Source organism: Klebsiella sp. SYXHC3, from assembly GCF_057196925.1.
This window is the reverse complement of sequence record NZ_JBXUNG010000011.1, coordinates 132,396-153,653: the sequence shown is the minus strand read 5'-3', so window position 1 is coordinate 153,653 and position 21,258 is coordinate 132,396. Positions and strand designations below refer to the sequence as shown.

The following is a 21,258-nucleotide window of genomic DNA, read 5'->3' as shown; positions in this document are numbered from 1 at the left end:
GGTCGTTAGCTCAGTTGGTAGAGCAGTTGACTTTTAATCAATTGGTCGCAGGTTCGAATCCTGCACGACCCACCAATGTAAAAAGGCGCCCTAAAGGCGCCTTTTTGCTATGCGCAGAACTTTAAGATTCGACAAAATTGTCGGGAACAATTTTGCACAACGCGACAGCGTTGGCCCGTAGGGCGAGTCTCAGGATGAGACGAGTTTCCCTGCAGCAGGTTCGGGTCGAACGCAGTGAGACAACGGAGCCGCTTGCGGCGACGGCCCGAAGGGCGAGGCGAAGCCGAGTCATCCTGCACGACCCACCAATGTAAAAAGGCGCCCTAAAGGCGCCTTTTTGCTATGCGCAGAACGCCAGATAGCGAAACGGCCTGCAACGACTGCCAACAATGAAGAACAGGCTATCAATACGCTTCTGACGGAGTTTTTTCACTTTCCACTCCAGGTTCGATAATCGCCACGATAGTACAGGGTGGCGGCGGCATGATTCCATTATTAATCGCTATCAGATTGCCATCCTCTCTTTGCGCAAACAGCGGTGTTGCACCGGGGTTGGTGCTGAGATACTCCGGCCAGCCAAAATTGTTATTCAGGCGAGTGACTTTCATGACTGCGCCTTTCGCTATCAGGCTACTAAGCCGTGCCCAGGTCATATCAGTATCGAAAAGCTGTTCGTGACGCGTTTCTTTCTCACTACGTCCTTTAGTCACAGGCCCCGTACGGATTGAGAAGACGCGATTATTACCAAATATATGCTGAAAATGCAGGGTGGTCAGCGCATTCTGGTGACGATTTGGCGACAAGGCGATCACCTGACGAATCTCACTCAGATTCAGGTAGTTTTCCGCATGTTCAGACCAGACATTGCCATAATATGTTGGTAAGCCTTCCATCCTTGCCAGCCGGTAGTATTCCCAGCTGTTATCGCTCAGTTGAACCGGAATATCGAGTTTTCTGAGCGCCTGGGCCAGGGTTCTGGCGACCGTATTCGCCCCGACAATCAGCACTCCTCGAGGCCTACGTTGCTGCACGCCAAGCCAGCGCGCCAATTGACTGCTGGTAAGGCTTTGCAAAACTACCGTACCTATAATGATTGCGAAAACGACGGTTACCAGCTGATCCGCGTTCTCATAGCCTTTTTTTTGCAGCGTCAAAGCAAACAGGGAACTGACAGCGGCAGCAACGATTCCGCGCGGGGCGATCCAACATAACATCAGCCTGTCACGCCAATGCAAGCTGGAACGCCATGTCGAAACAAGAATGCATAGTGGACGGGCCACAAACTGGACGATAAGCATCAATATCAGCAGCGGCCAGCCCATCGCCCAGAGTGCATGGATATCAAGACGGGCCGCCAGGATGATAAATAGCGCTGAAAGTAAGATGGCGGATAGCTCTTCTTTAAATTCAACGATATCCGAGGTCTCAACCTCTCGCATATTAGCCAGCCAGATCCCCAGGACCGTTACCGCAAGCAGACCAGATTCATCCGCCAGCGTATTGGACACGCCAAACGTCAATAGAACGAAGGATAAAACAGCGAAGTTTTGCAGATAACCCGGGATCCAACCACGCCTGAGCGCATTCCCTAAGAAAACGCCAAACACCGCCCCGCTCACCAGCCCTATAACTACCGTTTTTGTAAGCATGATCAGCAAATGAAGCCATGTGCCCGTTTGCTCCTGCAAAGTAATAAACTCAAATACTAATAGGGTAAAAATCGCTCCCACCGGATCAATGACGATCCCTTCCCAGCGCAGTACCTGATTAATAGAGGCTGTTGGACGAACCACTCGCATGAGTGGAGAAATCACTGTCGGCCCTGTAACCACCGTGACCGCCCCGATCAGTGCAGAAATCTGCGGCGTGAGTCCTAAAATTCCCCAGCAGGTTAGTGAGATAACGGCGAAAGTGATCAACATTCCAATTGTGACTAAATTGCGCACAATGCCACCCAAGCCACGAATCTCGTCAAAACGTAGCGTTAGGGCCCCTTCAAACAGAATGATGGCCACCGACAGCGATACCAGTGGGAAAAGTAGAGGACCAAATAATATATCCGGTTGCAATAAATGCACCCCGGGGCCAAGTAGTACGCCGATGAGCAGCAGCGGCAGGATAGAAGGTATGCGTAATCGCCACGCCAACCACTGAGCAAGCAGTGAGGCAATGGAAATAATTACGAGCATAAAAGGGACTGATAATTCCATTTTTACCATTCTCAAATAGCGTGTGGAAAATTCAACAGCTCGGCCGCCCGACAATGACACGCTCCGCTCTATTCTCTGTATAGTGTAAACAAGTTGATCGAACGTAGTGTATTTAAACAATGATTCAAATTGGGGCTGTTGATTTCTGAACCGACTAAAGCAGGATTTTCACCAGGCATGAGAAAAGGAAATATCTACGATTGTGCAGTATAAAAAGTAGCGTTCCCCACCAGCGTTAAGAATGACGCTTAGCGCTGATAAAGCGGGTCCTCGACCCTGGCTGATGTCAGGTTTGCCCCCTCTTCACGCACGATTTCCCATAGCGCCTGCGCCGCGGTCGACAGCGAGCGATTTTTACGCTGCGCCAGCATCAATTGGCGCTCCACAACCGGAGTTAATCTTTTTACCTGCAAACGGCTGCCCTGCGGCAAGGGTAAAGCCAGCGCCGGCAGTACGCTAATGCCAATCCCCGATTCCACCATCGGGAACAGCGTCGCCGGATGACCAATTTCCTGCACAATATCGGCTTTGATGGCAAAACGCGCCAGCGCGGCATCAATCAGCGGTCGGCTGCCGGAAGCATAGTCCTGCAATACCAGCCTCTCCCCTTGCAACTCCTGCCAGTTGACCGATAACTGCCGGGAAAAACGGTGATCCTCACGACATAACAACAGAAAAGGTTCCGCCAACACGGACTCGCACTGCAAGTCTGCCGCCGTCCCCGGATCGATAACGATACCAAAATCAACCTCGCCCTGACGGATACTTTCCAGCACCCACTGCTGCGGCCTGTCATGCAGTACGAAATCAATATCCGGATAGCGGCGATTGCTATGCGCGATGCATTGCGGGATCAGATGCGCCGAGATGGTCTGGCTGGCGGCGACGCGCACGGTCCCCGTCAACTGCTGTCCTACCCGCCCCGCTTCACGCAGGGTCACATGGAGTTCATCAAGCAAACGCTCAAGCTTGCCCGCCAACTGATGGCCTGCTTCGGTGAGCACCACTTCACGCGTCGTTCTGTCGAGCAAACGTACGCCGGTCTGGTGCTCCAGCTCCTTAACGCTATGGCTCACTGCCGACTGGCTAAGACCAATAATTTCCCCGGCACGGCTAAAACTGCGCGCCCTGGCGACGGTGACAAAGACCTTTAACTGACGTAACGAGTAATTCATCTGTTTTATTCATGAATAGATGCAATAAATCAATTTTATTTCTCAAAATAAAGAAAGCACAATAGCGGCATCGAATTTCAGGAGCGTTTATGAAACTTTTCCGCATTCTTGATCCATTTACACTGACATTGATTACCGTGGTTCTGCTGGCCTCGTTCTTTCCGGCGCGCGGCGAATTCGTCCCTTTCGTCGAGCATCTCACCACCGCCGCCATCGCGCTGTTATTCTTTATGCACGGCGCCAAGCTGTCGCGTGAAGCAATTATCGCCGGTGGCAGCCACTGGCGTTTACACCTGTGGGTGATGTGCAGCACCTTTATTGTTTTTCCGGTTCTGGGGGTTCTGTTTGCGTGGTGGGCGCCGATTAAGGTCGACCCGATGCTCTATAGCGGTTTTATTTACCTTTGCATATTGCCGGCGACCGTACAGTCAGCAATTGCCTTTACTTCGCTCGCCGGCGGTAACGTCGCCGCGGCGGTCTGTTCCGCTTCAGCATCAAGTCTGCTCGGTATTTTTGTTTCGCCATTGCTGGTAGGGCTGCTAATGCATTTGCATGGCGCTGGCGGCGATCTGGAACAGGTCGGTAAGATTATGCTGCAACTGCTGCTGCCGTTTGTTCTTGGACACTTGTCGCGCCCGTGGATCGGTAGCTGGGTGGCGAAACATAAAAAATGGATTGGCAAAACCGATCAGACCTCGATCTTGCTGGTGGTCTACTCAGCCTTCAGCGAAGCCGTCGTCAATGGAATCTGGCACAAAGTGGGCGTGGGATCGCTGCTGTTTATCGTCGTTGTCAGCTTGGTGCTGTTGGCTATTGTCATCGCGATCAACGTTTTTGTCGCCCGCCGCTGCGGCTTTAGCAAGCCGGATGAAATTACCATCGTCTTCTGCGGCTCGAAAAAGAGCCTGGCGAACGGGATACCGATGGCGAATATCCTGTTCCCGGCATCGATTCTGGGGATAATGGTGCTGCCGCTAATGATCTTCCATCAGATCCAACTGATGGTCTGCGCTGTACTGGCTCGTCGCTATAAAGCGCAGACAGACGCCCAACAGGCGCAGGAGAAATCCCGCGCTACGGCAGGTTAACGCGGTTGTTTAAGGGGCTGCACCAGTTGCGTCAGCCCCTCGGTCTTGATTAATAAGGTCAACGCCATCAGCTCGCCGAGATGCCCGGCAGGGAATTGATCCTTACGGGCAAACCACAGCAAATACTCTTCCGGGACGTCGATCAAACGGCGCCCCTTATATTTGCCAAATGGCATCTCGGTATTAGCAATCTCGATGAGCTGCGCTTTATCCACGTTATTCTCCCAGCAGGCGCATCATTTCGGCTTCGTCGATAACCTCAATGCCTAACTCCTGCGCCTTCGCAAGCTTAGAGCCCGCCGCTTCGCCGGCAATCACCAGATCGGTTTTCTTCGACACGCTGCCGGCGACTTTCGCCCCCAGCGCGACCAGCCGCGCTTTGGCATCATCGCGCGACAGCTGGCTCAGGCTACCGGTTAATACCACGGTTTTACCAGCAAACGGACTGTCAATTTCTTCCGCCTTCACCACCACCGGCGCCGGCCAGCGAACGCCTTCAGCGCGCAGTTGCGCGATGACCTCGCGGTTGCTCTCTTCGGCGAAGAAGTTAAAAGTATGTGTGGCGACGACAATCCCGACGTCAGGAACCTTCTGCAGCTCCTCAATCGAAGCCTGTTCCAGCGCTTCAATAGTGCCAAAATGCGCCGCCAGTCCCGCGGCGGTCGCCTCACCGACTTCGCGAATACCTAACGCATACAGGAAGCGGGCGAAAGTCGTCTCTTTCGCTTTCTCCAGCGCGTTGACCACATTTTGCGCCGATTTCGGTCCCATGCGATCCAGCCCGGTAAGCTTACCGGCGCTGAGCCGGAACAGATCGGCTGGCGTATGGACGTACTCTTTCTCAACCAGCTGATCGATGATTTTATCGCCCATACCGTCGACATCCAGCGCCCGTCGGGAGACAAAGTGCTTCAGCGCTTCTTTACGCTGTGCGCCGCAGATAAGCCCGCCGGTACAGCGCGCCACGGCTTCCCCTTCCACCCGTTCAACATCGGAATGACATACCGGACAATGTGTAGGGAAGATGATTTCACGCGTATGTTCCGGGCGTTCAGAAAGCACCACGTTGACGACCTGCGGGATCACATCCCCCGCGCGGCGAATGACCACTTTGTCGCCAATACGCAGACCTAAACGTTCGATTTCGTCGGCGTTATGCAGGGTGGCGTTACTGACCAGCACCCCGGCCACGTGCACCGGTTCAAGGCGCGCTACCGGCGTAATCGCTCCGGTACGGCCAACCTGGAATTCCACATCGTTGACAAAAGTCATCTGCTCCTGGGCCGGGAATTTAAAGGCCACCGCCCAGCGCGGAGCGCGGGCGACGAAACCAAGCTGCTCCTGCAGCGCCAGCGAATCGACTTTAATCACCACGCCGTCAATATCAAAACCAAGTTTCGGACGGTCTTCTTCAACCTGGCGATAGTAAGTAAGCACTTCCTCTGGAGAATGACACAGCTTCACGCGGTCGCTCACCGGTAGCCCCCACTGCTTAAACTGCTGCAAACGCGCGGAGTGGCTGGCCGGCAGTTCGCCGCCTTCCAGCACGCCAACGCCGTAGCAGAAGAAAGTAAGCGGTCGCTTCGCGGTAATACGCGGATCCAACTGGCGCAACGAACCCGCGGCGGCATTGCGCGGGTTAGCAAATACTTTGCCGCCGGTGCGGCGCGCTTCTTCATTGATTTTTTCAAATCCGGCCTGAGGCAGGAATACTTCTCCGCGCACTTCCAGCCGCGCCGGGATATTGTCGCCGCGTAGCTTCAGCGGAATAGCGCGAATGGTTCGCACGTTGGAGGTAATATCCTCGCCGGTGGTGCCATCGCCACGGGTCGCCGCCTGCATCAGCACGCCGTTTTCATAGAGGATGCTGACCGCCAGGCCATCGAGCTTGAGCTCGCAGCACCAGGTCAGATCCGCCGTATCGCTTAAACGGTCCTGCACGCGTTTGTTAAAGGCGAGGAAACTCTCTTCATCAAAGACGTTATCCAGCGATAGCATGGGCACTTCATGGCGAATCTGGCTGAAAGAGGCCAACGGCGCCGCGCCAACGCGTTGGGTCGGCGAGTCAGGGGTAATCAGCTCAGGATGTTGCGCTTCGAGTTCGCGCAGTTCGCGCATCAGCCGGTCATATTCCGCATCGGGAATCTCCGGGGTGTCCATAACATGATACAGATATTCATGATGGCGAAGGGTGGTTCGCAGTTCAGTCAGTTTTTGTTCGATTGGTTCCATATCGCACCATCAATGATAAAAAACCCCCGACGGGCGGGGGTTCAGATTAAGCAGACGACACGCTAGCGCGTAGATCAGGCGTTAGCCTCTTTTACTTCGCGAATACGATCCTGGTACTCACGCAGTTTCTGCGGCGTCATCATCCGACGCTGGTCGTCAAGCACCACGCCGCCAACTTCATCGGCGATGTACTGCGCCGATTGCAGCATCAGTTTAAAGTTTTGCAGCTCGTCGCCAAACGACGGCACCTGCATAAAGATAGTCACGCCTGGCGTGGTCATATCCACCATAGCATCCGGATTGAAGGTGCCAGGTTTAACCATGTTCGCCAGGCTAAACAATACCTGTCCGCTACCGTCCGGGCTTAAATGACGATGGAAAATATTCATATCGCCAAACTTAAAGCCGGCCTGCTGGATGCTGTTGATCAGCAGTTCGCCATTAAGCTGCGAACCGTGATGCGCGGCGACGTTCATCACGATGACCGTCTCTTTGCGCTCTTTCGGCTGCGGCGCGGCGGCCGGCTGCTGAGGTTCAGCGGCTGGCGCTTCAGGGGCCGGTTGCGGCTGCGGCGCGGCAGGCTGTTGAACCGGCGCAGGTTGTTGAGCAACAGGTTGTGGGACTGGCGCCGACTGTTGAGCTACAGGCTGCTGCGGAGCAGACTGCACCGGCTGCTGATATTGCGGCGGTACCGGCTGCGGCTGATGGACCGGCTGCGCTGGATGTACCGGCTGAGCAGGGGCAACATGATGCGGCGGCTGGGCCTGCGGCTGCGGAGCAACAGGCTGCTGCGGGCGCGGCGCGTGCGACGGCGCCTGATGAACCGGCTCGTCCTGACGCACAGGCTGCTGCACCTGACGCTCATAAGGAGGCTGATACTGGTGTTGCGGCGCCTGACGAGGTGCTTCTTGCTCCCCATATGCGCCGTTCGGGGCGTGATTAACCCGGTGAACGCGAACTTCACCTACGCCTTCAACATCGTCATCAAAGTCATCGCCTTCCGATGTTTCATCGTCGCGAGACTTCATACGTTTCAGTGGGCGATCGCGGAACATCGAGGAACGCTCTTTACGGCTGGTCCAGAAACCATGTACCAGTAAAGCGATTATGGCGATCGCGCCAACAATGATTAATATCAGACGCAAATCCTGCATCATTATATTCTCTGTTGTTCTAACACCTTGCCACCACGGCAAACATTTACTCACTAAGAGTATTTGCCGATTACATCAAGTGCAAGTGCGTCTGCCCCTTTCACCCCATAAAGATGAACTAAATCGTGCTTTTTGCTGTTTTTTCGAACATTTCCTAACTGGTTATTGTCTGGCAACCCGATAAAATAAGCGGGCATTCACACTGAATGTTAAAAAAGGAGCATCGCCTGACTATGGTTTCATCATCCGCAACTACCCCACGTAGCGGCGTCTACTATTTTTCACAAGGCTGGAAACTCATCAGGCTGCCAGGGATCCGACGTTTCGTGTTCCTGCCTTTATTAGTTAACGTGATTCTGATGGGCGGCGCGTTCTGGTGGCTGTTTACCCGCCTCGATAGCTGGATCCCTTCATTAATGAGCCATGTGCCTGAATGGCTTCAGTGGTTAAACTACCTGCTGTGGCCGGTGGCTGTTATCTCTATTTTGTTGGTATTTGGTTACTTCTTTTCGACCATCGCCAACTGGATTGCCGCGCCGTTTAGCGGCCTGCTGGCGGAACAGCTCGAAGCGCGACTGACCGGCGCGACGCCGCCCGACGTTGGCATATTCGGCATCATGAAAGATGTCCCGCGCATCATGAAACGCGAATGGCAAAAGTTTGCCTGGTACCTGCCGCGCGCCATCGTTCTGTTACTGCTGTACTTTATCCCCGGCATTGGCCAAACCGTCGCGCCGGTACTGTGGTTCTTGTTTAGCGCCTGGATGCTGGCCATTCAGTATTGCGACTATCCGTTCGATAACCATAAAGTGCCGTTTAAAACCATGCGCGAGGCGCTGCGTTCGCGGAAGGTCATCAACATGCAGTTTGGCGCGCTGACCAGCCTGTTCACCATGATCCCGGTTCTCAACCTGGTTATTCTGCCAGTCGCTATCTGCGGCGCGACGGCGATGTGGGTGGATTGCTATCGCGATAAGCACGCGATGTGGAAATAGCGCGCTTAGCTCTCTCTTTCGGGGCGGTACACGCCGCCCCTTATTTCCGTCTTATTCCTTCTTGCTCATCATTATTTCCCTTCAGCATATAGATATGCTAAATCCTTACTTCCGGATATTGTTTAAGCGGGTATGCTGAAGTCGTACCCCCAAATTTCATACAGTTAAGGACGGGCCATGAGTAAGATTTTTGAAGACAACTCCCTGACTATCGGTCATACGCCGCTGGTACGACTGAACCGCATCGGTAATGGCCGAATCCTGGCCAAGGTAGAATCTCGTAACCCGAGCTTTAGCGTTAAATGCCGTATCGGCGCCAATATGATTTGGGATGCTGAAAAGCGCGGCGTACTGAAACCGGGTGTGGAACTGGTTGAACCAACCAGCGGCAACACCGGTATCGCCCTCGCCTACGTCGCCGCCGCTCGCGGCTACAAACTGACGCTGACCATGCCGGAAACCATGAGCGTGGAACGCCGCAAGCTGCTGAAAGCGCTGGGCGCTAATCTGGTGCTGACCGAAGGCGCGAAAGGCATGAAAGGCGCCATCCAGAAAGCGGAAGAGATTGTCGCCAGCGACCCGGAAAAATATCTGCTGCTGCAGCAGTTCAGTAACCCGGCTAACCCGGAAATTCACGAAAAGACCACCGGCCCGGAAATCTGGGAAGACACCGATGGCCAGGTTGACGTCTTTATCTCCGGCGTCGGTACCGGCGGTACCCTGACCGGTGTTTCTCGTTATATTAAAGGCACTAAAGGTAAAAAAGATCTGATTACCGTCGCCGTTGAGCCGACCGACTCGCCTGTTATCGCCCAGGCGCTGGCTGGTGAAGAGCTGAAACCTGGCCCGCACAAAATTCAGGGCATCGGCGCCGGCTTTATCCCGGGCAACCTCGACCTGAAACTGGTCGATAAAGTGGTCGCCATCACCAACGAAGAAGCCATCTCCACCGCTCGTCGCCTGATGGAAGAAGAAGGTATTCTGGCCGGTATCTCTTCCGGCGCTGCTGTCGCCGCGGCGTTAAAGCTGCAGGAAGATGAAGCCTTTACCAATAAGAATATTGTGGTTATCCTACCGTCTTCTGGTGAGCGTTATTTAAGCACGGCGCTGTTCGCAGATCTCTTCACCGAGAAAGAATTGCAACAGTAGTGCCAGTTTGTAAAAACCGTGTAAAAAAGCACCTTTTCGGGTGCTTTTTTGTGGCATACGTCAAAGTTTTACCCCTCCTGGCATTGATTCACCTCGTAGGGTCTGGTATTTAACCAGCACATTTATTTTGAAGCGCGAAATTATTCAGATTTGGATTTCCGCAGGCTGAATCGATTTTATGATTTGGTTCAAGTCTTCCTTTCGCGGCATAATGTTTAATGAAGTGCTAGACGTCAACGGACTTAAGGTCCTCTCAGCGGTTCCGCTGCTGACGCCTTAGCCACACACGTAACGCCGGCGCTAACAATACAGGCTAAAGTTTGGCCGTTAGGCTAGACTTTAGGTCCACAACACTAAACCTATAAGTTGGGGAAATATAATGTTCCAGCAAGAAGTTACCATTACCGCTCCGAACGGTCTGCACACCCGCCCTGCTGCTCAGTTTGTTAAAGAAGCGAAAGGCTTCACTTCTGAGATCACTGTAACCTCCAACGGCAAAAGCGCCAGCGCAAAAAGCCTGTTCAAACTGCAAACTCTGGGCCTGACTCAGGGTACCGTTGTGACCATCTCCGCTGAAGGCGAAGATGAGCAAAAAGCAGTTGAGCATCTGGTTAAACTGATGGCTGAACTCGAGTAAGTTCACGGGTTCTTTTTAATATCAGTCACAAGTAAGGTAGGGTTATGATTTCAGGCATTTTAGCATCCCCGGGTATCGCTTTCGGCAAGGCTCTCCTGCTGAAAGAAGATGAAATTGTCATCGACCGGAAGAAAATTTCTGCCGATAAGGTTGATCAGGAAGTTGAACGTTTCCTGAACGGCCGCACCAAGGCCTCCGCCCAGCTGGAGGTCATCAAAACCAAAGCTGGTGAAACTTTCGGTGAAGAAAAAGAAGCCATCTTCGAAGGGCATATTATGCTGCTGGAAGATGAGGAGCTTGAGCAGGAAATCATAGCCCTGATTAAAGATAAGCACATGACTGCCGATGCGGCAGCCAATGAAGTTATCGAAGGTCAGGCAACTGCACTGGAAGAGCTGGATGACGAATACCTGAAAGAGCGTGCCGCTGACGTACGCGATATCGGTAAACGTCTGCTGCGCAACATTCTGGGCCTGGCAATCATCGATCTGAGCGCTATCGCGGAAGAAGTCATCCTCGTTGCCGCCGATCTGACCCCGTCGGAAACCGCACAGCTGAACCTGAATAAGGTGCTGGGTTTCATCACCGACGCGGGCGGCCGTACTTCCCACACCTCTATCATGGCGCGCTCCCTTGAGCTGCCGGCAATTGTCGGTACCGGAAGCGTCACCTCCCAGGTGAAAAACGGCGACTATCTGATTCTCGATGCGGTTAACAACCAGGTTCTGGTTAACCCGAGCAACGAAAAAATTGAAGAGTTGCGTGCGCTGCAGGCGCAGGTTGCTGAAGAAAAAGCAGAACTGGCGAAACTGAAAGATCTGCCGGCCATCACCCTCGACGGTCATCAGGTTGAAGTTTGCGCTAATATCGGTACCGTTCGCGACGTAGACGGCGCTGAGCGCAACGGCGCAGAAGGCGTGGGCCTGTACCGTACCGAATTCCTGTTCATGGACCGCGATTCTCTGCCGACTGAAGAAGAACAGTTCGCAGCCTATAAAGCGGTGGCTGAAGCGTGCGGCTCACAGGCCGTTATCGTTCGCACCATGGACATCGGCGGCGATAAAGAGCTGCCGTACATGAACTTCCCGAAAGAAGAGAACCCGTTCCTCGGCTGGCGTGCCGTGCGTATCGCGATGGATCGTAAAGAGATCCTCCGCGACCAGGTTCGCGCTATCCTGCGTGCCTCCGCTTTCGGTAAGCTGCGCATCATGTTCCCGATGATCATCTCTGTTGAAGAAGTGCGCGCACTGAAGAAAGAGATTGAGATCTACAAACAGGAACTGCGTGACGAAGGTAAAGCTTTTGACGAATCAATTGAGATCGGCGTGATGGTGGAAACCCCGGCAGCCGCGACTATTGCTCGTCATTTAGCCAAAGAAGTTGATTTCTTTAGTATCGGAACCAATGATTTAACGCAATATACTCTGGCAGTTGACCGTGGTAATGATATGATCTCGCATCTTTACCAGCCGATGTCACCGTCTGTGCTGACTCTGATCAAGCAAGTTATTGATGCTTCTCATGCAGAAGGCAAATGGACTGGTATGTGTGGTGAGCTTGCGGGCGATGAACGTGCTACACTTCTGTTGCTGGGTATGGGGCTGGACGAATTCTCTATGAGCGCCATTTCCATCCCGCGCATCAAGAAGATTATTCGTAACACGAACTTCGAAGATGCGAAAGTATTAGCAGAGCAGGCTCTTGCTCAACCGACAACGGACGAGTTAATGACGCTGGTTAACAAGTTCATTGAAGAAAAAACAATCTGCTAATCCACGAGATGCGCGGCCCAAATTACTGCTTAGGAGAAGATCATGGGTTTGTTCGATAAACTGAAATCTCTGGTTTCTGATGACAAAAAAGACACCGGAACTATTGAGATTGTTGCTCCGCTCTCTGGCGAGATCGTCAACATCGAAGACGTGCCGGATGTGGTTTTTGCGGAGAAAATTGTGGGTGATGGCATTGCCATCAAACCTACTGGCAACAAAATGGTTGCGCCGGTAGAGGGTACCATCGGTAAAATTTTTGAAACCAACCATGCTTTCTCTATTGAATCCGATAGCGGCATTGAGCTGTTTGTTCACTTCGGTATCGATACCGTTGAACTGAAAGGCGAAGGCTTCAAGCGCATCGCTGAAGAAGGTCAGCGCGTGAAAGTCGGCGACCCGGTTATCGAATTCGATCTGCCGCTGCTGGAAGAAAAAGCCAAGTCTACCCTGACTCCGGTTGTTATCTCCAACATGGACGAGATCAAAGAGCTGATCAAACTGTCCGGTAGCGTCACCGTTGGTGAAACTCCGGTTATCCGCATCAAGAAGTAATTCTTGCTTGCCGAGAAAATGGCGCCTGAAGGCGCCATTTTTTTATGCTGGGCGGTAGCATTTTTCACTCCCCAGGATTTTCATCCCCTGCGGGCTACTTTCCAGAATCCGCCGTTCGCTATCCGCGACCCATAGCTCGCACTGGTAGCCAGGATCGCTTTCAAACAACGACCTCGCCCTACAGGCATCTTCCAGCGCGTTCATTCCCGTTGTCTCGAAATGGCCGACGGTTCTTCCCTCCCTGCGTACCACTAACCGATAGCTATGCATCGTTATTGCGCTCCAGACGGCGGTAAAATGAGTTCATCGCAGCCCTGACTCTCGGTCCAGGTCATTACCGCCAGCACGCGCTGAGCGGCGGCGCGCGTAGCGTCGCCCAACGGCATGTCGCGCACCAGGTTGCTGATGAGCTCGGCGCAGAACAGATCGCCGGTGCCTTTGAGGTCAGTTTCGACGCGAGGATGGACGACCACTTCGACTGCGTCGTCGGTGACCACCAGCACGTTAATAGTCGAAGCATCCGGTCCAGGTGCGCTGGTAATCACCACCCACTTTAGCGTATCGGAAAGCAGACTTCGCGCGGCGACCACCGCTTCCTGCTGGTTGTGGCACGGCATGCCGCTGAGGGTTTCGAGCTCGAACAGATTTGGCGTGATACCCCGCGCCAGCGGCAATAGATGGCGGCGATAAGCCTCGGGGATCTCCGCTTTTACGTAAATGCCGCTATCCACGTCGCCAATCACCGGGTCAACCAGAATACAGAGGTCGGGATGGTGCACGCGGATCCGCTGTAGCCACTGCGCCAGCAGCGCAATTTGCCCGGCGCTGCCCATATAGCCGGTGGTTACCGCCCGCAGTTCGCGAAGCGCATAACGCTCCTCCAGCGCCCGCAGATAGCCGCTAAACCACTCTTCCGGGATCACTCCACCGTAGAAAGTATCGTAATGTGGGGTATTGCTGAATAACACCGTCGGCACCGCCATCACCCGTAATTCATGCTGCTTGATTGCCGGTACCGCGATACTGTTGCCGACGCTGCCGTATACCACCTGCGATTGCACCGCCACGATATCAACCTCCAGCGCCCGGCTGTGGTCGTTAAAGAGCACGGACTGTATTTCGTCTTGCTGACTCATCCTTTCTCCCCCCGCTGGACAGCGGGTCATACTCTGATTATCATTCGTCCTATGCTAAAATTCATTTTGTCATAGGTCAATAATGTTCACCGGAAAAACCGCAAGCGAGATTTTCGATAACATCCGTCATCTGGTGCAGAGCGGCGCGTTGCAACCCGGCGAGGCGCTGCCGCCGGTGCGCGAACTGGCAGGCGAACTGGCAGTCAACCGCAATACGGTGGCGGCGGCCTACAAGCGGCTGGTGACTTCAGGGCTCGCCGTCAGTCAGGGGCGCAACGGCACGGCCATTAAGGCGCGCAATACGCTTAATGCGGTCGAGGGTGGCGATCCAACGACATCGCTGATTGATATTTCCGGCGGCAATCCGGATCCACGATGTCTGCCGGATATTGGCCGTTTTCTTCCGCAGCTGGCGCAGACCCCGCACTTATATGGCGATGCCGCCGTTGAGCCACGGCTGGCTGACTGGGCCCGGGAGTGGGTCAGCCGCGATATCGGCCAGGAATTTGACATCAACTTGACCAGCGGCGCGATTGACGCTCTGGAACGCCTGCTCTGCGCGCTGCTGCTACCCGGCGACAGCGTCGCGGTAGAAGACCCCTGCTTTCTGAGCAGCATCAATATGCTGCGTTACGCCGGTTTCCAGCCCAGCCCTGTCGCCGTCGACGGTGAAGGCATGGACCCGGAGCGGCTTGAAGAAGCACTGCGCAACGGCGCCCGCGCGGTAATACTGACTCCACGCGCCCACAACCCGACCGGCTGCAGTTTGACGCCGGAGCGCGCACAAGCGATTCGCGCCGTGCTCGCCCGCTATCCGCAGACGCTGGCGATCGTTGACGATCACTTCGCTCTGCTCTCAGCGACATGCTGGCACAATCCGCTACCTGACGGCATTCAGCGTTGGGCGCTGGTGCGCTCAATGTCCAAAACCCTGGGCCCGGATTTGCGGCTGGCGATAGTCGCCAGCGACCCGACAACCTCGGCGGCGCTGCGCCTGCGCCTGAACGCCGGTAGCCAGTGGGTCAGCCATTTACTACAAGAGCTGGCGTTCGCCTGCCTGAATGATAGCGCTTTTGCCGCCTCTCTGACTGCGAGCCAGCGCCATTATCAGCAGCAAAATCAGCAGCTCGCCGCCGCGTTGGCCCGCCACGGCGCTGGCGATTATCCGCCTGGCGATGGTCTTAACTTCTGGCTGCCGCTATCAGCCGCCAGCCAGCCGCTGGCGTTGCGTCTGGCGCGGGCCGGTTGGCTGGTACGTGAAGGTGAAGCCTTTGGCGTGAAAACACCGGCGCACGGCCTGCGCCTATCGCTGGGCGCCTTAACCGAGGCGCAAATTGAACAACTTGCACACGATTTATCGCTGGTCTTACCTTGTTAAACACGGGAGTTGTTATGCGGATCCACTTTATCGTCCATGAAGTTTTTGAAGCGCCTGGCGCCTATCTGCGCTGGGTTAACGCGCGCGGCTATCAGGCCAGCTGGTCGCGAGTTTATGCCGGGGATCCGCTGCCGGCGAATGCCGAAGGTTTTGATATGCTGGTGGTACTTGGCGGCCCGCAATCACCACGCACCACGCTTGCCGAGTGCCCATGGTTTGATGCCCATGCCGAGAAAAACCTGATTGCCCAGGCGATTGCCGCCGGGCGTATCGTGGTCGGGATTTGTCTCGGATCGCAGCTCATCGGCGAAGCGCTGGGGGCGCCGGTGATGCAAAGCCCGGAAAAAGAGATTGGCCACTATCCTATCATCCTGACCACCGCCGGACTGCAGGATGACAACATCGCCCATTTCGGCTCATCGGTGGTAGTCGGTCACTGGCACAACGATATGCCGGGCCTGACGCCTGCGGCGGAAGTCCTGGCTTCCAGCGAAGGGTGCCCGCGGCAAATCGTCAAATATAGCGATCGGGTCTACGGTTTTCAGTGCCATATGGAGTTTGACGCGGAGGTCATCGAGTTATTAATTACCCACTCGCAACATGAACTTGCCGCCGCAAAAGGCAGGCGCTTTATTCGCAGCGAAGATGAAATGAGGCAATGGGATTATCGCGAGATGAATCAAAAACTATGGGCGTTTCTGGATAAGCTGGTAGCGAAACACGCACTTTAGTTAACCGGCCCCCATGCCTGGCATGGGGACCGTGATAGCGCGTTTAGATACCCGCTCCCTGGCTGAAGTGTTCTTCGCCGAACACGCCGGTTGAGAGATAGCGATCGCCGCGATCGCAGATGATCGCCACCACCACCGCGCCCGGATTGGCGCGAGCAATACGCAGCGCCCCGGCAACCGCGCCGCCGGAACTGACGCCACAGAAGATCCCTTCCTGTACGGCCAACTGGCGCATCGTGTTTTCCGCATCCTGCTGGTGGATATCCAGCACCTCATCCACCAACGAGGCATTAAAAATGCCCGGCATATATTCCTGCGGCCAGCGGCGGATCCCCGGAATGCTGCTGCCCTCTTCCGGCTGTAGCCCAATGATGCTTACCGGCTTCGCCTGTTCGCGCAGAAAACGCGATACGCCGGTAATGGTACCGGTGGTGCCCATGCTGGAAACAAAGTGGGTGATACGCCCGTCCGTCTGGCGCCAGATCTCCGGGCCGGTGGTGGTGTAATGGGCGTAAGGGTTATCCAGATTATTGAACTGATCCAATAGCTTACCCTCGCCACGCTCGGCCATCGCGGCGGCCAGATCGCGAGCGCCCTCCATCCCCTGCTCTTTGGTGACCAGGATGAGTTCAGCGCCGTAGGCGCGCATCGCGGCACGGCGCTCCTGGCTCATGTTGTCCGGCATCAGCAGTTTCATCTGATAGCCTTTTAACGCCGCAATCATCGCCAGCGCGATACCGGTATTACCGCTGGTCGCCTCGATCAATACATCGCCGGGTTTAATTTCGCCGCGCTTTTCCGCTTCGACAATCATCGACAGCGCGGCGCGATCTTTTACCGAGCCTGCCGGGTTGTTGCCCTCAAGCTTGAGCCAAATTTCGCTGCCGTTGTCCGGCCCCAGACGTTGTAATTTCACCAGCGGCGTGTTGCCAATTGTTTGTTCTAATGTGTTCACTTCAGCTGTCCAATAAAAAGCCCGGCCGCGTCATGCGCTCCGGGCTGTCAGCCGGGGCAGCGCTGAGCCGCCCGGCAAAAGCACGTGGATTTAAGCTATCAGGCCGACTCTGCCAGAGCAAGTTCGCCGCGCGGCTCGATGCGCTCGGTTCCGTTATACAGGCGCGCATTCTGCAAGCCGACAAACAGGCGTTCGCCGCGGGACGGGGCCTCATTGCCCGCCAGCACCACGCTCAGCGGTTCGTCATACCACCCAAGAGGCTGGACGACTAATTGGGTGTAGTGCCCCTTCGGACTGGCTTCCAGCACCTGCACCGGCAACGGCGAATCCAGGCTGGTACGGCGGCTGATATCTACTTCCCACGGCCGCAGGAACAGATCGACCGGCCCCTGGTATGCCGGGGTATAGCCTAAAGGCCAGCGGTGGGCGCCGACGTGGAACTGGCCGCCGCGAATGGTGCCCTGCAGGCGGTTAACTTCGCCCATAAACTCGAGCACAAAACGGGTCGAAGGTTCACGCCAGACGCGTTCAGGCGCATCGGCCTGTTCGATGTTGCCCTGGCTCATTACCACGACCCGATCTGCGACTTCCATCGCCTCTTCCTGGTCGTGGGTAACAAACACGCTGGTGAATTTTAATTCTTCATGCAACTGGCGCAGCCAGCGGCGCAGTTCTTTACGCACCTGCGCATCCAGCGCGCCAAAGGGTTCATCCAGCAGCAGAATTTGCGGCTCGACCGCCAGCGCGCGCGCTAACGCCACGCGTTGCTTCTGGCCGCCGGAAAGCTGCGCCGGATAACGGTCGGCAAGATGGGCCAGTTGCACCATCTCCAACAGTTTGGTCACCTTGGCTTTGATCGCCGCCGCATTGGGACGCTCACGGCGCGGCAGCACGGTCAGGCCAAAGGCGATGTTATCGAATACCGTCATATGTCGAAACAGCGCATAGTGCTGGAAAACAAAGCCCACTTTACGATCGCGCGCGTGCATTCGGCTCACGTCGGTACCGTGAAAACGGATATGGCCGCTGGATTGATGCTCCAGCCCGGCGATAATCCGCAATAAGGTGGTTTTACCGGAGCCGGACGGCCCCAACAGCGCAACCATCTGCCCGGAAGGGATATCCAGCGAGATATCATTCAGCACCTGGGTGCGACCAAACGATTTCTTAATATTGGCAATCTCAATGCTCATGATTTCCCTCCTGTTGCGCGCGTTTTTCCTGATTGGCCAGACGCCATTGCAACATACTCTTTAAAAACAGGGTCAAAATAGCCATTAACGTCAGCAGGGCCGCGGCGGTAAACGAACCGACGGTGTTGTAGTCCTGCTGCAGTAATTCAATTTGCAGCGGCAGCGACAGCGTTTCGCCGCGGATCGAGCCGGAAACGACCGACACCGCGCCGAATTCGCCAATCGCGCGGGCGTTGGTCAGCACCACGCCGTACAGCAGCGCCCAGCGAATATTGGGTAGCGTCACCCGACGGAACATCTGCCAACCGGAAGCGCCGAGCAGGATCGCCGCTTCATCTTCGTTGCTTCCCTGACTCATCATGACCGGCACCAGCTCGCGGACCACAAACGGACAGGTGACGAAGATAGTCGCCAGCACCATGCCCGGCCAGGCGAACATGATCTGCAGGTTGTGCTCATCAAGCCAGCCGCCGAGTGGGCCGTTGGAGCCATAAAAGAGTAAATAAACCAGACCTGCCACCACCGGCGAGACGGCGAACGGGATATCCAGCATCGTCAGCAGCAGCTGGCGGCCAGGGAAGGTAAAGCGTGTTACCAGCCAGGCCAGCAGCGTCCCGAACACCAGATTCACCGGCACGGTAATCAACGCGATCATCACCGTCAGCCAGATGGCGTGCAGCATGTCCGGATTGGCCAGGTTTTCCAGCACCGGCATTAACCCTTTACTGAAAGCCTGGACAAAAATATAAATCATCGGCACCACGAGGATGAAGGCGGATACCAGCATCCCGACGCCGATCAGAAACCATTTGCCCCAGTTGATCCGGGGCGCGTCATAGCGCTTCAATTGAGTAACTTCCGCCATTAGTGACCTACCACGCGTCGACCAAAGCGACTCTGCAGGGTGTTGATAGAGAACAGCAGCAGCAGCGAAGCCGCGAGGATCACCGAGGCAATCGCGCTCGCCGCCGGGTAATCAAACTCCTGCAAACGAATGAAAATCATCAGCGAAGTCACTTCCGTTTTCCATGCGATGTTGCCGGCGATAAAGATCACCGCACCGAACTCGCCAAGGCTGCGGGTAAACGACAGCGCAATCCCCGCCAGCAGGGCTGGCGACAGTTCAGGCAGCACCACTTTGCGGAAACTCTGTAAGCGCGTCGCGCCAAGGGTTTCCGCCGCCTCTTCATATTCCGGCCCTAACTCTTCCAGCACCGGCTGCACGGTACGCACCACAAACGGGATGCTGGTAAAGGCCATCGCCACCGCGATGCCAAGCCAGGTATAGGTCACTTTGATATCAAACTTCGCCAGCCACTCGCCGTACAAGCCATTAACCGAGAACAGCGAGGCCAGCGTCAGACCCGCCACCGCCGTCGGCAGCGCGAACGGCAGGTCCATTAGGGCATCGAGCAGCGTACGGCCTGGAAAACGATAACGGGTAAGAATCCACGCCATCAGCAGGCCGAACACGCCGTTAAAAATCGAGGCCACAAAAGCCGACAGCAGCGTGACTTTATAGGCGGCGACCACCTGAGGGTTGGTAATCACCTCCCAATACTGCGCCCAGCTCATCTGCGCCAGCTGCATCACCAGCGCGCTGAGCGGCAACAGTAAAATCAGGCACACAAACAGCAGGCTGGTGCCAAGGCTCAGGGTAAAGCCCGGCAGCACGCGCTTGGACGATACAGCCAACATTACTGACGCCCCGCTGCCAGCAGTTTGTCCAGCTCGCCGCCGCTGACGAAGTGGGTTTTCATCACTTCAGGCCAGCTGCCAAACTGGTCTTCCACGCGGAACAGTTCGGTCTGCGGGAATTTATCTTTCAGCGACGCCATCACTTTCGGATCGTTCACGCGATAGTAGTAATCGGTGATGATGGTCTGCGCCTGCGGACTATAGAGATAGTTCAGGTAGGCTTTCGCCGCTTTTTCAGTACCGTTGGCCTTAACGTTTTTGTCTACCCACGCGACCGGGAATTCGGCGAGGATATTGACCTTCGGCACAACGACTTCGAACCCCTGCGCTTCATACTGTTTACGGATGTTGTTAACTTCCGATTCAAAAGTAATCAGCACATCGCCCAACCCGCGCTCGACGAAGGTGGTCGTCGCGCCGCGACCGCCGGTATCGAATACCTCGACGTTCTTCAGGAACTGGGTCATGAACTGTTCGGTTTTGGCTTTATCACCGCCATCGGCTTTGTCCGCCGCCCCCCAGGCCGCAAGATAGGTATAGCGCGCGTTGCCTGAAGTTTTAGGATTCGGGAAGATCAGCTTCACGTCAGAACGCACCAGATCGTTCCAGTCATGAATATTTTTGGGGTTGCCCTTACGCACCAGGAAAGCCATGGTCGAATAGAACGGCGAGCTGTTATTCGGCAGACGGCTCTGCCAGTCTGCCGGGATCAGGTTGCCTTTATCATGCAGAATCTGGACGTCCGTCACCTGGTTATAGGTCACGACGTCAGCCTTCAGGCCCTGCAGAATCGCCAACGCCTGCTTGGAGGAGCCCGCATGGGACTGCTTGATGGTCAGCTTGTCGCCGCCGTTTTCTTTTGCCCACTGCTGTTCAAAAGGCGGATTAAGGGCGGCGAACAGCTCGCGGGAAACATCATAGGAACTGTTCAGCAGTTCAGTCGCCTGCGCCTGCGCCACCAGCAGCATGGAAGCTGCCAGCGCCAGATATCCTTTTTTCAGTGATTTAACGGCCATTGCGCACCCTTATCAAAAATGATCATTTACTGATGATCATCATATTTATAACGAGTACGAAAGGAGTAACGGTTTTATATACCGTTTGGCGATTTGGAAGTAGAAAAGAGAATAAGCAACTGGCAAAGCTTTGCTGAAAGCGGCTGTACGTATGCTGGATTCGCTTACACCCTAACCCTCTGGGTTA

20 protein-coding genes and 1 other RNA gene are annotated in these 21,258 nt (G+C 55.1%); 9 read left to right on the top strand and 12 right to left on the bottom strand.

Annotated elements, in window-relative coordinates:
* Nucleotides 1–170: 170 nt before the first annotated feature.
* Nucleotides 171–308, top strand: a non-coding RNA gene (locus AC2CGP_RS21320) — RtT sRNA.
* A 96-nt stretch (nt 309–404) separates the two neighbouring features.
* Here AC2CGP_RS21320 and AC2CGP_RS21315 read toward each other — a convergent pair.
* Together AC2CGP_RS21315 and AC2CGP_RS21310 are read right to left on the bottom strand one after the other, a co-directional pair.
* Nucleotides 405–2,210 (bottom strand): cation:proton antiporter, encoded by a 1,806-nt coding sequence (locus AC2CGP_RS21315; protein ID WP_047053177.1) that lies wholly within the window; start codon nt 2,208–2,210, stop codon nt 405–407.
* Between the two features lie 248 nt (nt 2,211–2,458).
* On the bottom strand, nt 2,459–3,385 hold the full coding sequence (locus AC2CGP_RS21310) for a LysR family transcriptional regulator (protein WP_032712121.1): 927 nt from the start codon (nt 3,383–3,385) through the stop codon (nt 2,459–2,461).
* An 89-nt stretch (nt 3,386–3,474) separates the two neighbouring features.
* Here AC2CGP_RS21310 and AC2CGP_RS21305 point away from each other — a divergent pair, with 89 nt between their 5' ends.
* Entirely contained in the window at nt 3,475–4,473 is a 999-nt protein-coding gene (locus tag AC2CGP_RS21305; RefSeq protein WP_013878163.1) for a bile acid:sodium symporter family protein, read from the top strand.
* On the opposite strand, the gene AC2CGP_RS21300 is transcribed toward AC2CGP_RS21305, so the two are convergent.
* The 3 genes from AC2CGP_RS21300 to zipA all read right to left on the bottom strand — a co-directional run bounded on the left by AC2CGP_RS21300 (nt 4,470) and on the right by zipA (nt 7,862).
* Entirely contained in the window at nt 4,470–4,688 is a 219-nt protein-coding gene (locus AC2CGP_RS21300) for a DUF3820 family protein (protein WP_013878164.1), read from the bottom strand. The two genes, AC2CGP_RS21305 and AC2CGP_RS21300, sit on opposite strands and share 4 nt — an antisense overlap.
* 1 nt (nt 4,689) lies before the next feature.
* Nucleotides 4,690–6,705, bottom strand: a complete 2,016-nt coding sequence (gene ligA / locus AC2CGP_RS21295) for an NAD-dependent DNA ligase LigA (protein WP_013878165.1) — start codon at nt 6,703–6,705, stop codon at nt 4,690–4,692.
* Nucleotides 6,706–6,779: 74 nt separating this feature from the next.
* Entirely contained in the window at nt 6,780–7,862 is a 1,083-nt protein-coding gene (zipA, locus tag AC2CGP_RS21290) for a cell division protein ZipA (protein WP_171830099.1), read from the bottom strand.
* A 230-nt stretch (nt 7,863–8,092) separates the two neighbouring features.
* Between zipA and cysZ the strand changes: the two genes are divergently transcribed.
* From cysZ to crr, 5 genes are all read left to right on the top strand, one after another.
* Complete coding sequence (gene cysZ / locus AC2CGP_RS21285) at nt 8,093–8,854, top strand: sulfate transporter CysZ (protein WP_013878167.1); 762 nt, start codon at nt 8,093–8,095, stop codon at nt 8,852–8,854.
* Between the two features lie 177 nt (nt 8,855–9,031).
* A complete protein-coding gene (cysK, locus tag AC2CGP_RS21280; protein ID WP_013878168.1) occupies nt 9,032–10,003 on the top strand; it encodes a cysteine synthase A in 972 nt (323 codons plus the stop codon).
* 379 nt (nt 10,004–10,382) lie between these two features.
* On the top strand, nt 10,383–10,640 hold the full coding sequence (ptsH, locus tag AC2CGP_RS21275; RefSeq protein WP_000487600.1) for a phosphocarrier protein Hpr: 258 nt from the start codon (nt 10,383–10,385) through the stop codon (nt 10,638–10,640).
* 44 nt (nt 10,641–10,684) lie between these two features.
* On the top strand, nt 10,685–12,412 hold the full coding sequence (gene ptsI, locus AC2CGP_RS21270) for a phosphoenolpyruvate-protein phosphotransferase PtsI (RefSeq protein ID WP_045367603.1): 1,728 nt from the start codon (nt 10,685–10,687) through the stop codon (nt 12,410–12,412).
* Between the two features lie 42 nt (nt 12,413–12,454).
* The gene (crr, locus tag AC2CGP_RS21265) at nt 12,455–12,964 is read left to right on the top strand and encodes a PTS glucose transporter subunit IIA (RefSeq protein ID WP_015365497.1); all 510 of its coding nucleotides are present in this window, start codon (nt 12,455–12,457) and stop codon (nt 12,962–12,964) included.
* A 42-nt stretch (nt 12,965–13,006) separates the two neighbouring features.
* On the opposite strand, the gene AC2CGP_RS21260 is transcribed toward crr, so the two are convergent.
* Nucleotides 13,007–13,234, bottom strand: a complete 228-nt coding sequence (locus tag AC2CGP_RS21260) for a cytoplasmic protein (protein WP_213759857.1) — start codon at nt 13,232–13,234, stop codon at nt 13,007–13,009.
* A 2-nt stretch (nt 13,235–13,236) separates the two neighbouring features.
* On the bottom strand, nt 13,237–14,100 hold the full coding sequence (gene pdxK, locus AC2CGP_RS21255) for a pyridoxine/pyridoxal/pyridoxamine kinase (RefSeq protein ID WP_484502451.1): 864 nt from the start codon (nt 14,098–14,100) through the stop codon (nt 13,237–13,239).
* 82 nt (nt 14,101–14,182) lie between these two features.
* On the opposite strand from pdxK, the gene ptsJ reads away from it, so the two are divergent.
* Nucleotides 14,183–15,478: a MocR-like B6 salvage transcription factor PtsJ gene (gene ptsJ, locus AC2CGP_RS21250; protein WP_116326661.1), complete on the top strand. Its 1,296-nt coding sequence runs from the start codon at nt 14,183–14,185 to the stop codon at nt 15,476–15,478.
* A gap of 14 nt (nt 15,479–15,492) precedes the next feature.
* On the top strand, nt 15,493–16,209 hold the full coding sequence (locus AC2CGP_RS21245; RefSeq protein ID WP_032715065.1) for a type 1 glutamine amidotransferase: 717 nt from the start codon (nt 15,493–15,495) through the stop codon (nt 16,207–16,209).
* Between the two features lie 43 nt (nt 16,210–16,252).
* Here the strand turns inward: AC2CGP_RS21245 and cysM are convergent, their stop codons facing one another.
* The 5 genes from cysM to AC2CGP_RS21220 form a co-directional block, all read right to left on the bottom strand.
* Nucleotides 16,253–17,164, bottom strand: a complete 912-nt coding sequence (cysM, locus tag AC2CGP_RS21240; RefSeq protein WP_213759856.1) for a cysteine synthase CysM — start codon at nt 17,162–17,164, stop codon at nt 16,253–16,255.
* A gap of 98 nt (nt 17,165–17,262) precedes the next feature.
* Nucleotides 17,263–18,357: a sulfate/thiosulfate ABC transporter ATP-binding protein CysA gene (gene cysA, locus AC2CGP_RS21235; protein WP_213759855.1), complete on the bottom strand. Its 1,095-nt coding sequence runs from the start codon at nt 18,355–18,357 to the stop codon at nt 17,263–17,265.
* Complete coding sequence (gene cysW / locus AC2CGP_RS21230) at nt 18,347–19,222, bottom strand: sulfate/thiosulfate ABC transporter permease CysW (protein ID WP_015365490.1); 876 nt, start codon at nt 19,220–19,222, stop codon at nt 18,347–18,349. The genes cysA and cysW overlap by 11 nt, the downstream gene beginning before the upstream one ends.
* Nucleotides 19,222–20,055: a sulfate/thiosulfate ABC transporter permease CysT gene (gene cysT / locus AC2CGP_RS21225; protein WP_015365489.1), complete on the bottom strand. Its 834-nt coding sequence runs from the start codon at nt 20,053–20,055 to the stop codon at nt 19,222–19,224. The genes cysW and cysT overlap by 1 nt, the downstream gene beginning before the upstream one ends.
* Entirely contained in the window at nt 20,055–21,071 is a 1,017-nt protein-coding gene (locus AC2CGP_RS21220; RefSeq protein WP_015365488.1) for a sulfate ABC transporter substrate-binding protein, read from the bottom strand. The genes cysT and AC2CGP_RS21220 overlap by 1 nt, the downstream gene beginning before the upstream one ends.
* Nucleotides 21,072–21,258: the final 187 nt, after the last annotated feature.

What these genes read in the sequence shown, in the direction of transcription:
- AC2CGP_RS21315 (WP_047053177.1), bottom strand. Translation starts at nt 2,210, where the DNA reads ATGGAATTATCAGTCCCTTTTATGCTCGTAATTATTTCCATTGCCTCA.
- AC2CGP_RS21310 (WP_032712121.1), bottom strand. Translation starts at nt 3,385, where the DNA reads ATGAATTACTCGTTACGTCAGTTAAAGGTCTTTGTCACCGTCGCCAGG.
- AC2CGP_RS21305 (WP_013878163.1), top strand. Translation starts at nt 3,475, where the DNA reads ATGAAACTTTTCCGCATTCTTGATCCATTTACACTGACATTGATTACC.
- ligA (WP_013878165.1), bottom strand. Translation starts at nt 6,705, where the DNA reads ATGGAACCAATCGAACAAAAACTGACTGAACTGCGAACCACCCTTCGC.
- zipA (WP_171830099.1), bottom strand. Translation starts at nt 7,862, where the DNA reads ATGATGCAGGATTTGCGTCTGATATTAATCATTGTTGGCGCGATCGCC.
- cysZ (WP_013878167.1), top strand. Translation starts at nt 8,093, where the DNA reads ATGGTTTCATCATCCGCAACTACCCCACGTAGCGGCGTCTACTATTTT.
- cysK (WP_013878168.1), top strand. Translation starts at nt 9,032, where the DNA reads ATGAGTAAGATTTTTGAAGACAACTCCCTGACTATCGGTCATACGCCG.
- ptsH (WP_000487600.1), top strand. Translation starts at nt 10,383, where the DNA reads ATGTTCCAGCAAGAAGTTACCATTACCGCTCCGAACGGTCTGCACACC.
- ptsI (WP_045367603.1), top strand. Translation starts at nt 10,685, where the DNA reads ATGATTTCAGGCATTTTAGCATCCCCGGGTATCGCTTTCGGCAAGGCT.
- crr (WP_015365497.1), top strand. Translation starts at nt 12,455, where the DNA reads ATGGGTTTGTTCGATAAACTGAAATCTCTGGTTTCTGATGACAAAAAA.
- AC2CGP_RS21260 (WP_213759857.1), bottom strand. Translation starts at nt 13,234, where the DNA reads ATGCATAGCTATCGGTTAGTGGTACGCAGGGAGGGAAGAACCGTCGGC.
- pdxK (WP_484502451.1), bottom strand. Translation starts at nt 14,100, where the DNA reads ATGAGTCAGCAAGACGAAATACAGTCCGTGCTCTTTAACGACCACAGC.
- ptsJ (WP_116326661.1), top strand. Translation starts at nt 14,183, where the DNA reads ATGTTCACCGGAAAAACCGCAAGCGAGATTTTCGATAACATCCGTCAT.
- AC2CGP_RS21245 (WP_032715065.1), top strand. Translation starts at nt 15,493, where the DNA reads ATGCGGATCCACTTTATCGTCCATGAAGTTTTTGAAGCGCCTGGCGCC.
- cysA (WP_213759855.1), bottom strand. Translation starts at nt 18,357, where the DNA reads ATGAGCATTGAGATTGCCAATATTAAGAAATCGTTTGGTCGCACCCAG.
- cysW (WP_015365490.1), bottom strand. Translation starts at nt 19,222, where the DNA reads ATGGCGGAAGTTACTCAATTGAAGCGCTATGACGCGCCCCGGATCAAC.
- cysT (WP_015365489.1), bottom strand. Translation starts at nt 20,055, where the DNA reads ATGTTGGCTGTATCGTCCAAGCGCGTGCTGCCGGGCTTTACCCTGAGC.
- AC2CGP_RS21220 (WP_015365488.1), bottom strand. Translation starts at nt 21,071, where the DNA reads ATGGCCGTTAAATCACTGAAAAAAGGATATCTGGCGCTGGCAGCTTCC.